This window comes from Faecalibacterium sp. An122, from assembly GCF_002160895.1.
GTDB lineage: Bacteria > Bacillota > Clostridia > Oscillospirales > Ruminococcaceae > Faecalibacterium.
Genome location: NZ_NFLL01000016.1, coordinates 25819 through 41013, shown reverse-complemented (window position 1 = coordinate 41013; position 15195 = coordinate 25819). Strand labels below are relative to the sequence as shown.

14 protein-coding genes are annotated in these 15195 nt (G+C 62.5%); 6 read left to right on the top strand and 8 right to left on the bottom strand.

What is annotated here, in order from left to right; translation table 11 throughout:
- The first annotated feature begins 1 nt into the window (after position 1).
- The 3 genes from B5E67_RS10310 to B5E67_RS10300 all read left to right on the top strand — a co-directional run bounded on the left by B5E67_RS10310 (position 2) and on the right by B5E67_RS10300 (position 1492).
- Positions 2–229 carry a hypothetical protein gene (locus B5E67_RS10310; protein ID WP_087245931.1) on the top strand — a complete coding sequence of 76 codons (228 nt, stop codon included), beginning with the start codon at positions 2–4 and terminating at the stop codon, positions 227–229.
- A gap of 16 nt (positions 230–245) precedes the next feature.
- Positions 246–485 carry a phage holin gene (locus B5E67_RS10305; RefSeq protein WP_087366764.1) on the top strand — a complete coding sequence of 80 codons (240 nt, stop codon included), beginning with the start codon at positions 246–248 and terminating at the stop codon, positions 483–485.
- 122 nt (positions 486–607) lie between these two features.
- Positions 608–1492, top strand: coding sequence for a LysR family transcriptional regulator (locus B5E67_RS10300; RefSeq protein ID WP_087245927.1), 885 nt, complete (start codon positions 608–610; stop codon positions 1490–1492).
- Between the two features lie 57 nt (positions 1493–1549).
- On the opposite strand, the gene B5E67_RS10295 is transcribed toward B5E67_RS10300, so the two are convergent.
- The gene (locus B5E67_RS10295; protein ID WP_087245925.1) at positions 1550–2203 is read right to left on the bottom strand and encodes a YitT family protein; all 654 of its coding nucleotides are present in this window, start codon (positions 2201–2203) and stop codon (positions 1550–1552) included.
- A gap of 83 nt (positions 2204–2286) precedes the next feature.
- Between B5E67_RS10295 and B5E67_RS10290 the strand changes: the two genes are divergently transcribed.
- Complete coding sequence (locus B5E67_RS10290; protein WP_087385164.1) at positions 2287–3123, top strand: MerR family transcriptional regulator; 837 nt, start codon at positions 2287–2289, stop codon at positions 3121–3123.
- 54 nt (positions 3124–3177) lie between these two features.
- Here the strand turns inward: B5E67_RS10290 and B5E67_RS10285 are convergent, their stop codons facing one another.
- Together B5E67_RS10285 and clpB are read right to left on the bottom strand one after the other, a co-directional pair.
- The gene (locus B5E67_RS10285) at positions 3178–4485 is read right to left on the bottom strand and encodes a hemolysin family protein (protein WP_087385162.1); all 1308 of its coding nucleotides are present in this window, start codon (positions 4483–4485) and stop codon (positions 3178–3180) included.
- A gap of 263 nt (positions 4486–4748) precedes the next feature.
- Complete coding sequence (gene clpB / locus B5E67_RS10280) at positions 4749–7361, bottom strand: ATP-dependent chaperone ClpB (protein ID WP_087385160.1); 2613 nt, start codon at positions 7359–7361, stop codon at positions 4749–4751.
- A gap of 499 nt (positions 7362–7860) precedes the next feature.
- Here clpB and pckA point away from each other — a divergent pair, with 499 nt between their 5' ends.
- Positions 7861–9450: a phosphoenolpyruvate carboxykinase (ATP) gene (pckA, locus tag B5E67_RS10275; protein ID WP_087245917.1), complete on the top strand. Its 1590-nt coding sequence runs from the start codon at positions 7861–7863 to the stop codon at positions 9448–9450.
- Between the two features lie 100 nt (positions 9451–9550).
- Here the strand turns inward: pckA and B5E67_RS10270 are convergent, their stop codons facing one another.
- The 4 genes from B5E67_RS10270 to B5E67_RS10255 all read right to left on the bottom strand — a co-directional run bounded on the left by B5E67_RS10270 (position 9551) and on the right by B5E67_RS10255 (position 12682).
- Positions 9551–9943, bottom strand: a complete 393-nt coding sequence (locus B5E67_RS10270) for a metal-dependent transcriptional regulator (protein ID WP_087248321.1) — start codon at positions 9941–9943, stop codon at positions 9551–9553.
- A gap of 110 nt (positions 9944–10053) precedes the next feature.
- Positions 10054–10608: a Fe-S-containing hydro-lyase gene (locus tag B5E67_RS10265; RefSeq protein ID WP_087248319.1), complete on the bottom strand. Its 555-nt coding sequence runs from the start codon at positions 10606–10608 to the stop codon at positions 10054–10056.
- A 49-nt stretch (positions 10609–10657) separates the two neighbouring features.
- Positions 10658–11497 carry a fumarate hydratase gene (locus tag B5E67_RS10260; RefSeq protein ID WP_087385158.1) on the bottom strand — a complete coding sequence of 280 codons (840 nt, stop codon included), beginning with the start codon at positions 11495–11497 and terminating at the stop codon, positions 10658–10660.
- A 12-nt stretch (positions 11498–11509) separates the two neighbouring features.
- The gene (locus B5E67_RS10255) at positions 11510–12682 is read right to left on the bottom strand and encodes a malic enzyme-like NAD(P)-binding protein (RefSeq protein WP_087385156.1); all 1173 of its coding nucleotides are present in this window, start codon (positions 12680–12682) and stop codon (positions 11510–11512) included.
- Between the two features lie 234 nt (positions 12683–12916).
- On the opposite strand from B5E67_RS10255, the gene B5E67_RS10250 reads away from it, so the two are divergent.
- Positions 12917–14041 carry an FKBP-type peptidyl-prolyl cis-trans isomerase gene (locus B5E67_RS10250; RefSeq protein WP_242956935.1) on the top strand — a complete coding sequence of 375 codons (1125 nt, stop codon included), beginning with the start codon at positions 12917–12919 and terminating at the stop codon, positions 14039–14041.
- A 68-nt stretch (positions 14042–14109) separates the two neighbouring features.
- On the opposite strand, the gene B5E67_RS10245 is transcribed toward B5E67_RS10250, so the two are convergent.
- Positions 14110–14982, bottom strand: a complete 873-nt coding sequence (locus tag B5E67_RS10245; protein WP_087385154.1) for a YitT family protein — start codon at positions 14980–14982, stop codon at positions 14110–14112.
- Between the last annotated feature and the right edge of the window lie 213 nt (positions 14983–15195).

Here is a 15195-nt window from a genome sequence, read left to right as displayed (position 1 = left end):
AATGGAGAGCGTCATCGCGGCCGCCCTGTCGGGGGCGGTGACCCTGGTGGGGGTCCTGATCGCCAACAGCAAAAGCCAGGCCGTCACCGACACCAAGCTGGAGGAGCTGACCCGGGAGGTCCGGCTCCACAACAATTTCGCCCAGCGGGTGCCGGTGCTGGAAGAAAAGATGAAGGTCGCCGACCACCGCATCGGGGACCTGGAAAACAAACTGGAACACCTTACCTAAAAGAAAGGAGTACGCCATGAACGAAATTTCCATTGGCACCATTGCCCGCACCGCCTGCCTGGCCCTGGCCCTGACCAACCAGATCCTGTCGGCGGCGGGCAAGCCGGTGCTGCCCATCGAGGACAGCCAGCTGGAACAGCTGGTGACTTCGGGCCTCACCGTGGCCGCGTCCCTGGCCGCCTGGTGGAAAAACAACAGCTTTACCCCGGCGGCCATCCGGGCCGACGAGGCTCTCAAGGCCTTCCGCGGACAGTAAGCTGGTGAAACAAGGGTGATACCGCTTGACAAAGGGCGGGGGAGATAGTACACTCAACACAAGGAACTTCATCACCTTCACATAAAAGATGAAGAAGATTCACAAGTGGGGAAGTGTATCGGATGACTTTGTTTTCGTATGAGATCTTCGACGCGGTGGCGCGGCAGGGCAGCTTCAACAAGGCGGCCCAGCAGCTCCATCTGACTCCCTCCGCCATCAGCCACGCAATCGCCGTGATGGAGGAGGAGCTGGGCTTTGCCCTGTTCACCCGCGGCAAAAGCGGCGTGACCATGACCAGCTACGGCGCATCCCTTTACCCGGCCATTCGGGCGGTGCTGAACAGCGATGAAGCCCTGCAGCAGAGCATTGCCCGCCTCAACGGCCTGGAAAAGGGCAAGGTTCGTCTGGGGACCTTCAGCTCGGTGTGCACCCATCTGCTGCCGGGCATCCTCCAGAGCTTCAAGGCCCAGTATCCGCAGATCGACGTGGAGGTCTATCAGGGCACCTACGACGACGTCAAGGAATGGCTGCGCAGCGGCCAGGTGGACATTGGTTTTCTGGCCTCCAGCTGTCAGGAGGAGTTCACCCTGACCGAGCTGTTGCGGGAGCCGCTGCTGGCCCTGCTGCCGGCCGACTGGCCCGCTCCGCCCGACGGGGTGATGACCCCCGCCATGATGAGCCAGAAAAACTTTGTGGTGCAGGGTGACGCCACCGACGCCGACATGCGCCGGTTTTTGAAGAAGTACAAGATCGGGGTTCAGCGCTGCTGCCATGTCATCGACGACATGGCCAACATCGCCATGGTGGAGGCCGGCGTGGGCATGTCCATCCTGCCCCAGCTGACGGTGAAGGATTGCCAGGCCAATATCCAGATCCTGCCCATCGAGCCCTCGGAGGAGCGCGTGGTGGGTCTGGCTCTGCCCCGGCCCTCGGCCATGGCCCCGGCGGTGGAACAGATGTTCCGCCACATCGTGGACTACTGCACCGCCGGCAAGGCGGAAGCCTGAGCGTTCATCGGAAACCGCAAAAAGCGGCAGCTGTGAAAACAGCTGCCGCTTTTGCAGTTATTGGGTCTCCCGCATGGGCCGGCGGAAGGTGAAATTCTGGATGCGGTCGATGAGGTAGGAGGACAGGGTGACGGTAATCAGGGAGAAGGCGATGCGGGTCAGGGGGATGTAGCTGAGGGAGAGGAACAGGACCACCAGGTCGGTGAACAGGTAAGAGCGGGACAGCCGCCACCCGCTGACCCGGGAAATGGTGAGGGCCAGGGCGTCGTCGCCGCCGCTGGACCCGCCCTGCCGCACAATGATGCCCACTCCGACGCCCACAAACAGGGCGCCCGCCAGGGCCGCCATCAGAGGATGGCCGGACAGGTCGGGCAGCATGGGCGGGAACTGTTCCCACAGCTTGTAAAACAGGGATACGCTGAGGGTGGAAATGGCGGAAATCTTGATAAAGCCGCCGCCCAGATACTTGAAGGCCAGCAGATAACAGCTCAGGTCCAGCACCGGGGTGATGAAGGCGGGGGAAACCCCCAGCCAGTGCTCGACGAACAGCATCAGGCCGATGACGCCGCCCTCGGTGATGCCGGTCTGCTGGTGAATGTTGTGGATGCCGAAGGTGGCGATCATGGCGCCCAGAAGGATGAGCCCCACCCGCCGGAAGGTAATTCCCTCTCCCAGACGGCGGAGCCAGACGGATACGGTGCTGCGAGACATACAAACTCCTCTTGCATTGCGGATGGATTTCATTACAATGATAGTATAAAGGATATAGTAACTATAGTGTCAAGGGGGCAGACATGGAAAATCTCTTTTCGATCGGCGAGGTGGCCCGCTATCAGAACATCTCCAAACAGACCCTGATTTTCTACGATAAAATCGGGCTGTTCCGGCCCACCTGGGTGGACCCGGACAACGGCTACCGCTATTACAGCGCCAGCCAGATCGACTATCTGGACACCATCCTGATTATGAAGAAGATCGGCTTTTCCCTGCAGGAGATCCGGGCCCATATGGAACACTATGACCTGGACAGCAGCCTGGCCACCCTGCACCGTCAGCTGGACGTCATCGACCAGAAAATCGAGGAGCTGCGGATGCTCCGCAGCCGGGTCCAGAACCGGTGCGGCCAGATGGAGGCCTCGCTGGCCCACTGCCGGCCGGGGCAGAACATCGGCCTGGAATACGCCGGAGAACAGTATCTCCTCTGCCGGCCGGTGGAGCCGCCCTGTACCCTGCGGGAAATCAGCGTGGCCACCAAGCAGTGCTTTGCCGAGGCTTTCCGGGAAAAGCTGCCGGTGTTTTTCCAGTGCGGGGTGGTGGTGCCGCGGGAGCGGATTTTGGCGGGGCGGTACACCGAGGCTTCCCTGGCCTTTCTGCCCATCGAAAAGACCGACCAGGCCGGGAACATCCATCGGATGCCGGCGGGACGGCTGGCCTGCATCTACCATGTGGGGGATTATCTGTCGGTGGGCCGGTCCTACCGGCAGCTACTGGACTATTGCCGGGACAACGGCCTGCGGATTGTGTCCGACTCCTACGAATTCTGCATCAACGACTACCTCACCACCCACGATGAGAGCGAATACATCACTAAAATCGCCTTCTATGTGGAAAACGAGGCCCGGGAAACCTGACAACAAAAACGCCCCGCCGGTTTCAGGACCAGCGGGGCGCTGTGTTATGTGACGTTATGCAGATTCCGAGGAGCGGGAGAAGCGGCGGGGCGCCGGGTTCTCGTTTTCCTCGGGCCGGGGCGGGATGGGGGTCAGGCGGATTTCCGCCACCCGGCGGCGGGCGGTGTGGGTGACCACGCCGCTGTAGTTCCCCAGCCGGAAGCCGTCCCCGACCTTGGGCAGATGGCCGGTCAGGTCCTGCAGCAGGCCGTTGACGGTGTTGGAGTCGGTCTCCTGGGGCGGGATGTCCAGTTTGTCGTACAGGTCATCCACGCTGGCCGAGCCGGACACCAGCCAGCTGCCGTCCGACTGCTGGCGGAAGTCCTCCACTGCCTCGTCGTGTTCGTCCCAGATTTCGCCCACCAGCTCCTCCAGGATGTCCTCCAGGGTGATGATGCCCTCGGTGCCGCCGTATTCGTCCACCACCACCGCCATGTGATGGTGCTCCTCGCGGAAGGTGCGGAGCATGGCGGAGATCTTGGTGGTGCCGGTGGTGAACAGAGCCGGGGTCACCAGGCTCTGCAGGGTGGTCTGCTTGTGGAGGCGGGCCAGATAATAGTCCTTTTCGTGGACCACGCCGATGATGTCATCGATGGTGCCGTGATAGACCGGCAGACGGGAATAGCCCGATTCGGCAAAGACCTGGGCCAGCTCCTCCAGCGGGGTGGTATCCCGCACAGCCACCACGTCCACGCGGGGGGTCAGGATTTCCTGGACCTCCACGTCGTCGAACTCAATGGCGCTGCGGATCAGCTCGCCCTCCCGGTCGGTCAGCTCGCCTTCGCTCTCGGCCTCCGAGACCATGGTGATCAGCTCGCCCTCGGTGATGGTGTCGGGCTCCTCCTGAGCGCGGAAGAAATGGCCGATCAGCGTTTTCCACTGGGTGAACAGCCAGTTCAGCGGGGTCAGCAGGGTGACAATCACCTGCAGGATGGGGGCCACCGCGGTGGCGAATGCCTCGGGGGATTCCTTGGCCATGCTCTTGGGGGTGACCTCGCCGAAGATCAGCACCACCACCGTCAGCACAATGGTGGAGAGGGTGGGGCCCTTTTCGGCGCCCACCAGCTGGATAAAGAGAACAGTACCCAGAGAGGAGGCCGAGATGTTTACGATGTTGTTGCCGATGAGGATGGTGGACAGGAGCTTGTCATACTGCTCCGCCAGCGCCAGCACCCGCGCGGCCTTTTGGTCGCCGTTTTCGGCCCGGTTTTTCAGCCGGATCTCGTTCAGAGAGGAATAGGCGGTCTCGGAAGCGGAGAAAAAGCCGGAAAGAGCGATCAACACGACCAGCGCCGCAACGATCATCATACTGCCATCGTCCATAATGGATAAATCAACTCAACTTTCTTTGGTCAAAGGGTGAAAAACGGACGGGCCCGCCGGGTTCCAACGGCCGGAAACAGGCCCGGGGAAAGGGCCCGGAACAGGGCGGCTTTCCCGCGCATGGGCGGAGCGTCCGCCCAAAAAAATGTGCCTCCCGACGCCGGCTTCCGGCGACGGAAAGCACATTTCAATGCTTATCATAGCATATTTAGCCCATGTATTCAAGGGGCCGGGCCGGATTTGCCCACCCCTTTACAGAGGCTTTACCTGAGGATAAACTGGCTGCCGTCCCAGTCCACCATCAGGGTTGCACCCTCGGCAAAGTCGCCGCGGATGATGGCCTTGGCCACGATGGTCTCGATGCGGCTCTGGATGAACCGCTTGATGGGACGGGCGCCGTAGACGCTGTCGTAGGCGGCGTCCAGAATGGCGTCGCAGGCGGCGGTGGTGATCTCCAGCTTGAGGTGCTTGCCCTCCTCCATCCGGCGGCGCAGGTCGTTCAGCTGCAGGTCCACAATCTTGCGGGCCTCCTCTTTGGTGAGGCTCTTGTAGTAGACGATCTCGTCCAGACGGTTGAGGAACTCCGGACGGAACTTGCTGCGCAGCAGGGCGTCGATCTGCTGGCGGGCCTCGGCGCTCAGCTCGTTGGAGCCGGAGGCGCGGCTCTGCTCCAGGTCGTTCAGGATGATGTCGCTGCCCAGGTTGGAAGTCAGGATGATGATGGTGTTCTTGAAGTCCACCGTCCGGCCCTGGCTGTCGGTGATGCGGCCATCGTCCAGCACCTGCAGCAGGATGTTGAAGACGTCGGGGTGGGCCTTTTCCACCTCGTCGAACAGCACCACGCTGTAGGGCTTGCGGCGGACGGCCTCGGTCAGCTGGCCGCCCTCCTCATAGCCCACGTATCCCGGAGGCGCGCCGATCAGGCGGCTGACGCTGAATTTCTCCATATATTCGGTCATGTCGATCCGAACCAGGTTCTTTTCATCGTCGAACAGGCTCTCGGCCAGGGCCTTGGCCAGCTCGGTCTTGCCCACGCCGGTGGGGCCCAGGAACAGGAAGCTGCCGATGGGCCGGTTGGGGTTGGCAATGCCGGCGCGGCTGCGCAGGATGGCTTCGCTCACCTTGGTGACGGCCTCGTCCTGGCCGATGACCCGCTTATGCAGCACATCGTCCAGATGGAGCAGTTTCTCCCGCTCGCCCTCCACCAGCTTCTCCACCGGAATGCCGGTCCAGCGGGCCACGATCCGGGCGATCTCCTCGTCGGTGACGCGGTCCCGCAGGAGGCTGGCCTCCTTCTTCTCGGCGGCCAGTTTTTCCTCGGCGGCCAGCTCCTTCTGGAGCTCGGGCAGGCGGCCGTATTTCAGCTCGGCGGCCTTGTTCAGGTCGTACTCCCGCTGGGCCTTCTCGATGGCGGCGTTGGTCTGCTCGATCTGCTCCCGCAGGGTCTGGACCTTGCCGATGGCGTTCTTCTCGTTTTCCCACTGGGCCTTCATCTGCTTGAACTTGTCCTGCAGCTCGGCCAGCTCCCGCTCGATGTCCTTCAGACGGCTCTGGCTCAGGGCGTCGGTCTCCTTTTTCAGGCTGACCTGCTCAATCTGCAGTTGGGTGATCTTGTGGGCCATGTCATCCATCTCGCTGGGCATGCTGTCCATCTCGGTCTTGATCATGGCGCAGGCTTCGTCCACCAGGTCGATGGCCTTGTCGGGCAGGAAGCGGTCGGTGATGTACCGGTCGCTGAGGGTGGCGGCAGCAATCAGGGCGCTGTCGTTGATCTTGACGCCGTGGAACACTTCATACCGCTCTTTCAGGCCCCGCAGGATGGAAATGGTGTCCTCCACGGTGGGTTCGTCCACCTGCACCGGCTGGAACCGGCGCTCCAGGGCAGGGTCCTTCTCGATATACTGGCGGTACTCGTCCAGGGTGGTGGCGCCGATGCAGTGCAGCTCGCCGCGGGCCAGCATGGGCTTCAGCAGGTTGCCGGCGTCCATGGCGCCGTCGGTCTTGCCGGCGCCCACAATGGTGTGCAGCTCATCGATGAAGAGGATGATTTTGCCCTCGCTCTTCTTCACCTCGTTCAGCACGCTCTTGAGGCGCTCCTCGAACTCGCCGCGGTACTTGGCGCCGGCCACCAGGGCGCCCATGTCCAGACTGAAGATGGTCCGGTCTTTCAGGTTCTCGGGCACGTCGCCCCGGACAATCCGCTGGGCCAGGCCCTCGGCGATGGCGGTTTTGCCCACGCCAGGCTCGCCGATCAGACAGGGGTTGTTCTTGGTTTTACGGGACAGGATGCGGATGACGTTGCGGATCTCCTGGTCCCGGCCAATGACAGGATCCAGCTTCTGCTTGCGGGCCAGATCCACCAGATCCTGGCCGTACTTCTGCAGGGCGTTGTAAGTCTCCTCGGGGTTGTCGGTGGTGACGCGCTGGTTGCCGCGCACCGAGCTGAGCACCTTGAGGAAACTGTCCTTGGTGATGCCGAAGGCCCGGAACAGTTCGGCGGTGTTGCTGGTGGTCTCGCTCAGCAGGCCCAGCATCAGATGCTCGACGCTGATGAACTCGTCCTTCATGGCCTTGGCTTCCCGGGCGGCGGCGCTCAGGGCCTTGTCGGCGGCCTGGGAGATATAGATCTTGTCGGGGTCACGGCCCGAGCCGGACACCCGGGGCAGGGCAGACAGCTTTTCGGCCACGGCGGCGGTAAAGCTGCCGGTGTCCACGCTCATTTTCTGGAGCAGCTGGGGGATCAGCCCGTTTTCCTGGCTGGCAATGGCCAACAGCAGGTGTTCGGGCTCCAGGGCGTTGTGCTGGTACTCCACAGCCAGCTGCTGGGCCGCCTGGATGGCCTCGATGGTTTTCTGGGTGTATTGATTGGTATTCATAAAAGCTTCCCTCCATTCACCGGTGCGCTCGGCGCACGCGGGGGTGCAGTGATGCCGTAAAGTGGATGATTCCACCGGCGGTGCAGCGTGACTTTGTCACTCTTGCGACGCAGCTGCTAACACGGCGGCGGGAGAAAGAAACCCGACCCCAAAGGGGCGGATGTGCAAACGAATTGAATCATGGAGCGCACCTCCTGAACGGTTTTAGCACTCTAGCCTTACGACTGCTAATAGTATATTCCTTTCCCGCCTTTCTGTCAAGGGGAAAGGGCCGGAAAACCGGATGTTCACAAAAAGTTTACGCCTGCCGGGGAGATAGACAAACATTTGGCAATCTCTGCCCCTTTTGTTGTGGGAGCATCCAAAAAGCGGCTTGTGCCCTTGTAATGTGCGGGAAAAATGTGGTATAATTACACTGACCAGATAGGTATGTGCCGCCTGGCGGGATGCAGGGCGGCGTCTTGTCTATGGATAAACACTAAACGGAGGGACGTAAGCAATGGAAACGTATGGCATTGAGAAATACGGCATCATTGGCCCCAAGGCCGTGTACCGCAACCTGACCCCTGCACAGCTGACTGAGGCTGCACTGCGCCGCGGCGAGGGCAGCCTGAGCAAGACCGGCGCCCTGGTGGTGACCACCGGCAAGTACACCGGCCGCTCGCCCAACGACAAGTTCATTGTGGACACCGAGGGTGTGCACAATGACATCGCCTGGGGCAAGGTCAACCGCCCCATCAGCCGCGAGAAGTTCGACGCCATCAAGGGCAAAGTGGCTGCCTACCTGCAGGGCCGCGAGATCTTCATCTTCGACGGCTACGCCGGCGCAGACCCCAAGTACACCAAGAAGTTCCGCATCATCAATGAGCTGGCCAGCCAGAACCTGTTCATCCACCAGCTGCTGATCCGCCCCACCGCAGAGCAGCTGGCCGAGTACGGCGAGGCTGACTACACCATGCTGGTGGCCCCCGGCTTCAAGTGCGATCCCGCTGTGGACGGCGTCAACAGCGAGGCCGCCATCATGATCGACTATGAGGCTCACCTCATCGTCATCGCCGGCAGCCAGTACAGCGGCGAGATCAAGAAGAGCGTCTTCTCCACCATGAACTACGTCATGACCAAGGAGAACGTCCTGCCCATGCACTGCTCGGCCAACATGGACCCCGAGACCCACGAGACCGCCGTCTTCTTCGGCCTGTCCGGCACCGGCAAGACCACCCTGTCTGCTGACCCCGCCCGCAAGCTGATCGGCGACGACGAGCACGGCTGGAGCCCCGACGGCATCTTCAACTTTGAGGGCGGCTGCTACGCCAAGTGCATCAACCTGAAAGAGGAGAACGAGCCCGACATCTTCCGCGCCATCAAGTTTGGTTCTCTGGTGGAGAACGTGGTCATGGACCCCGAGACCCGCGAGCTGAACTTTGACGACGACAGCCTGACCGAGAACACCCGCGTGGGCTACCCCGTGGACTACATCTCCAACGCTCAGATCCCCGGCGAGGGCGGCATCCCCAAGGTGGTCATCTTCCTGACCGCTGACGCCTTCGGCGTTCTGCCTCCGATCAGCCGTCTGAGCAAGGAAGCCGCCATGTACCACTTCGTCACCGGCTTCACTTCCAAGCTGGCCGGCACCGAGCGCGGCATCACCGAGCCCCAGCCCACCTTCTCCACCCTGTTCGGCGAGCCCTTCATGCCCATGGATCCCCAGGTCTACGCCAAGATGCTGGGCGACAAGCTGGATGCTTACGGCACCAAGGTCTACCTGGTCAACACCGGCTGGGCAGGCGGCAGCGCAGCTGCAGGCGCCAAGCGCATGAAGCTGAGCTACACCCGCGCCATGGTCTCCGCTGCTCTGAACGGCGACTTTGACAACGTGGAGTTCAAGCATCACGACGTCTTCAACGTGGACTATCCCACCAGCTGCCCCGGCGTGCCCGCCGAGATGCTGGATGCCCGCGGCATGTGGGCTGACAAGGCTGCTTACGACGAGCAGGCCAACAAGCTGGCCAAGATGTTCGAGGACAACTTCTCCAAGAAGTATCCCCACATGGCCGCTGAGATCGCCAACGCTGGCCCCAAGGCAAAGTAAGGGATTTTTCCATCCAATCTGAATCATAAAAAGCCCGCCGTCCTGGTTTTCGGGACGGCGGGCTTTTTGTTGTTTTTGGCGCTGTGGAAACGATGGGGACTTATTCGCCCTGGCAGGTGCTCTCGGCGTCGGTGAGGAGGGCGCGCTGGCGGATTTTCTCCAGGGTGACCTCGCTGAGGATGTGTTCCGCCTTGCAGGCGTCCTCGGCGGCGGTCTTTTCGTCCACTCCCAGCTGCATAAAGAAGTGGGTCAGCAGGCGGTGACGGCTGTAGATCCGCTCTGCGATTTCTTTGCCCGGCGGCAGCAGGGTCAGATTGCCCTCGCCGTCCACCGCGATGTAGCCGTTTTCGCGCAGCTTTTTCATGGCGATGCTGACGCTGGCCTTGGTGAAGCCCAGCTCATTGACAACGTCGATGGAGCGCACCTTGCCCTGACGCTCGGTCAGCATCAGGATGGTTTCCAGGTAATCTTCTGCGGACTGGTGGATGGTCATGATTGGTTCTGCCTCCTGTTTTCTGCCCGGCGGGCAGGTGATGATGGGATTATGATAAGAGTACCACAACCGGCGTCGTAACGCAAGGTCAGGGGGCCGGTTTCAGGCCGTTACAGGCTGGCCAGATAGGCGGCAGGGCCGGCCTGGTACAGGTCGCCTCCCACGCTGTCCAGAATGACGGTCAGAGGCATATCCTGGACGGTGAGCCGGCGGACCGCCTCACAGCCCAGATCGGGCCAGGCGATGACCTCCAGCGATTCCACGCTCTTGGCCATCAGGGCGCCGGCTCCGCCCAGGGCGGCCAGATAGACGGCGCCGTTGCGCTGGACGGCGGCCTTGACGGCGTCGCTGCGCTTGCCCTTGCCGATCATGATCTTGTTGCCCAGGTCCAGCAGACGGGGGGACATGGCGTCCATGCGGCCCGAGGTGGTGGGACCCGCCGAGCCGATGACCTGACCGGGCCGCTCGGGGGTGGGGCCGACGTAGTAGATGGCGCTGCCCTCAATGGGGAAGGGCAGGGCCTCGCCGGCGTCCAGAGCCTCCATCATCCGCTTGTGGGCCTGGTCGCGGGCGGTGTACACCACCCCCGACAGCAGCACGGTGTCCCCGGCCCGCAGGGGGGCCAGGTCTTCTGCTGTGCAGGGGGCTGTCAGTTTGTATTCCATAGGGGTTCGACTCCTTGCTTGTAAACAGGTGAATGGCTGGGCCGGCGGCTCACAGCTGGGCGGTGGCCCGGCGGGTGACGTGACAGGAGACGTTCACCGCCACCGGCAGGCCGGCCACATGGGTGGGCATCTGCTCGATGGCCAGGCCCAGACAGGTGGTGCGGCCGCCGAAGCCTTGGGGCCCGATGCCCAGCGCGTTGATTTCCTCCAGCAGGGCCTTTTCCAGGTCGGCGTAGTAGGGGTCGGGATTGGGAACATCCAGGGGACGCAGCAGGGCTTTCTTGGCCAGATAGGCCACCTTGTCAAAGCTGCCGCCCACGCCCACGCCCAGAATCACCGGCGGGCAGGGGTTGGAGCCAGCCTGGCGGACGGTGTCCACCACAAACTGCTTGAATCCCTCCACGCCGTCGGCGGGCTTGAGCATCCCGATGCGGCTCATGTTCTCGCTGCCGAAGCCCTTGGGGGCCACGGTGATGGTGCAGCCCTCGCCGTTGACCAGATGGACGGTGATGGCGGCGGGGGTGTTGTCGCCGGTGTTGCCCCGGCGGAGGGGATCGGCGGCAATGCTCTTGCGCAGGTATCCGTCGGTGTAGCCCCGGCGGACGCCCTCGTGGATGGCGGCCTCAAAGTCCCCCTCAATGTGGACGTCGGTGCCCAGCTCCACAAAGACACAGGCCATGCCGGTGTCCTGGCAGATAGGCAGGCCGGCCTCGCCGGCGGCGGTCAGGTTGTCGCACAACAGGCCCAGGGTGGTCTGGGCCAGAGGCCAGGGCTCGGAGGCCCGGGCCGCCTGCAGAGCGGCTTCCACGTCGGCGGGCAGATGGGTGTTGGCCTCAATGCACAGGGCCGCCACCGCCTCGGTGATCCGCTGGGCGGGGATGGTTCTCATGGCGTTCCCTCCTTACAGCCGGGCCACGCCGGTCTCCCGGGCAGCCTGGGCCACGGCGTTGGCCACGCTCTCGGCCACGCGGGGGTCAAAGGCGTTGGGGATGATGTACTCGTCGCTGCGCTCTTCGTCGGTGATCAGGTCGGCGATGGCGTAGGCGGCGGCCAGTTTCATGGAATCGTTGATGTCCCGGGCCCGCACCGACAGGGCGCCCTTGAACAGGCCGGGGAAGCACAGAACGTTGTTGACCTGGTTGGGGAAGTCGCTGCGGCCGGTGGCAATCACCCGCACACCGCCGGCCTTGGCCTCGTCGGGCATGATCTCGGGGGTGGGGTTGGCCATGGCAAAGACGATGGCGTCCTTGGCCATGTGGCGGCACATCTCGGTGGTCAGGCAGCCGGGCTTGGACACGCCGATGAACACGTCGGCCCCCTCAATGGCCTCGGCCAGGCCGCCCTTGATCTGGCGGGGGTTGGTGACTTCGCCCAGCCAGTTCTTGTGGGCCTCGGCACTGTTGCAGCCCTTGTACAGGGTGCCGAACTGGTCCACGGCGATGATGTCCTTGGCGCCGGCGGTCATCAGCATCTTGATGATGGCGGTGCCGGCGGCGCCGGGGCCGTTCAGGACGATGTGGGCCTCCTCCATCTTTTTGCCCACCACCCGCAGGGCGTTGATGAGGGCGGCGGTCACCACAATGGCGGTGCCGTGCTGGTCATCGTGGAAGACCGGGATGTCCAGCTCCTTCTCCAGCACCTGCTCGATCTCAAAGCACTCGGGGCTCTTGATGTCCTCCAGGTTGATGCCGCCGAAGGTGGGGGCGATGGCCTTGCAGGCCGCGATGACGCTGGCGGCGTCGGGGGCGTTGATGCAGACGGGGAAGGCGTCCACCCCGCCGAACTGCTTGAACAGGACCGCTTTGCCCTCCATCACCGGCAGGGCGGCTTCGGGGCCGATGTCGCCCAGGCCCAGCACGGCGGTGCCGTTGGAGACCACCGCCACCATGTTGTTCTTAAAGGTGTAGCGGTAGACGTCCTCGGGGTTGGCGGCAATCTTGCGGCAGGGCTCGGCCACGCCGGGGGTGTAGGCGGTGGACAGATTGTCCCGGGTCTTGACCTCCACCTTGCTGACAATGCCCACCTTGCCGTGGTGGGTCTCGTGCATTTCGAGAGCTGCTTTATTGTAATCCATAGAATCCTCCTCCATATGGCTGACGTTTTTTCTATTGTAGCACAAAGGGGGCGGGCTTTTCCAGCCGCAGAGACCGCCATGGGGAAAGTTTATGGGAATTTTGTAAAAGAACTTTCTTTTTTTACAATTGTCCGCTATACTGAAGTACATCCTGCCCGGCCCGGGCAGATCTTTTGCACCCAATACAACCGGCGCGGCGGCCCGCTGCGCCCCTGTCATCAGGAGGTTTTTCACTTGAAGCATCTTCGTTCTGCTGCGGCGCTGGCCGCGGCGCTGGCGCTGGCGATTTCGGCGGCCGGCTGCGGCGCGTCCTCTTCGGAGGCCACCAGCTCGGTGCTGGGCCCCGCCGCCAATTACGACTATCAGAACTTTACCTACAGCCAGGGCCTCGACACCAACGGCCATTGGGAAGGGGTCACCGCCCTGGACTATGTGACCCTGCCCGAGGACTTTGCCTCCATCTCCCTGCGCAAGTCCGACGTGGAGCCCTCGGAGGAGGATCTCCAGGCCCAGTGGGACAGCCTGCTGGACAGCTACCGCATCAATCAGCCGGTCACCGGCCGGGCAGCTGAGGAGGGGGACATCGCCAACATCGACTACAGCGGTACGGTGGACGGCGTGGTCTTTACCGGCGGCACCGCCGAGGGCTATGACCTGACCCTGGGCAGCGGCACCTTCATCGCCGGCTTTGAGGACCAGATCATCGGCCACAACGTGGGGGACAACTTCGATGTGACCGTCACCTTCCCCGACGACTACGGCGACTCCACCGATGAGGCCGGCAACACCATCACCCTCTCGGGCAAGGAAGCCGTCTTCAACGTCACCCTGAACAGCCTGTCGGTCAGCGTCCTGCCCGAGGCCACCGACGCCTGGGTGGAGGAGAACTTCGGCGAGCTGAACGACCTGCACACCGTGGACCAGGTGGACCAGTACTTCTACGATGCCCTGTACCAGTCCAACCTGACCAACGCCATTGTGGACTACCTGACCGAGGAGTCCAAGGTGTCCAGCATTCCCGACGTGGTGCTGAACTACCAGGTGAACAGCCAGCTGAGCTACTACAACAACTACGCATCCATGTTCGGCTACAGCACCCTGGATGAGTTCCTGTCCGGCTTCCTGGGCTACGACAGCGCCGACGCCCTGCTGGCCGACACCGAGCAGGATATCCTGACCTCCTGCAACCAGCTGCTGATCTTCCAGGCGGTGGCCGAGAGCCTGAATCTGGCCCCCACCGACGCCGATCTGGAGACCTACGCCAGCTACACCGAGACCATGGGCGAGGGCTATGTCCATCTGCTGGCCCTCCAGGACCGGGTCCTGGCAACCCTGCGGGAAGGCGCTCAGGTGGCCTGATCCCAACCAAAACAGCATCGAACAAAAGAGCGCCCTTCCGGTTTGGAAGGGCGCTTTTGTTGTAAAGGTTATTCTCGGTAGTCTTTTTCCAGGGAGAAGCCCCGGCCCCGGACCTCGGTGACCTCGTTGACCACCATAAAGCAGGCGGGGTCGATGGCCCGGACCAACTTTTCCAGCCGGGGAAGCTGGCGGTTGGAGATGACGGTCAGCAGCAGCTGGCCGGGCTGGCGGAGATAGCCGCCCTCGGCGGACAGAAGGGTGACGCCCCGGTCCAGCTCCGAGAGGATTACCGAACGGATTTCGTCGGTGTGGGCGCTGATGATCTTGACCTCGGTGCGGTGCTCGCCCATCATGATGACCTTATCCAGGACGGTGGAGTAGACAAACACCAGCACGATGCCGTAGAGCACCTGTTCCTTGGGGCTGGAGACGGCCTGGGCCATCAGGATGGTGAGGTCAAAGAAGGTCATGCTGAACGCCACCGGGATGCGGAAATACTTCTGGAGAACCAGCGGGGGAATGTCCATGCCGCCGGTGGAACCGCCGGTGCGGATGACGATGCCCAGAGAAATGCCGATGCCCAGCCCAGCGAAGATGGTGCACAGCAGCAGGTCGTCGGTGAGGACGTAATCCTGGAACAGTCCCTCCCAGATGGCCAGGGTGAGGGGGGACAGAAAGGTGCTGGCCAGGGTGGAGATGGCGAACCGGCGGCCCAGCAGGACCCAGCCCACCACCAGCATCAGGACGTTGACAAAGAGAAGCACCCCCGACACCGGCAGGCCGCTGACGCGGTTGGCGGCCAGGGCGATGCCGGTGGCGCCGCCAGTAATCAGGCCGGAGGGAATCAGGAACAGGACCACGGTGAGGGAGTAAAGGGCGTTGCCGGCCACCAGGGCCAGGGCGGTCCGCAGAATGCGGAGCGTTTCGCTGCGGTGATTCATGGCAGACACCTCCTTGATGCAGTATGCCACGCAAACGGAAAGAAATCAAAGCCCGGAGAAGGCCCGCACAAAAGTATGATATGGGCCTCGGGTCCGGACCTATCCAGGAAAAAGGATTTTCCCCGGAACAAGGCAAAAAAGAAAAGCCCCGCGTCCGCCGAAACCAGCAGACGCGGGACAACTTTATTCTATCAAAAAGGCCCAGAGAGGTCA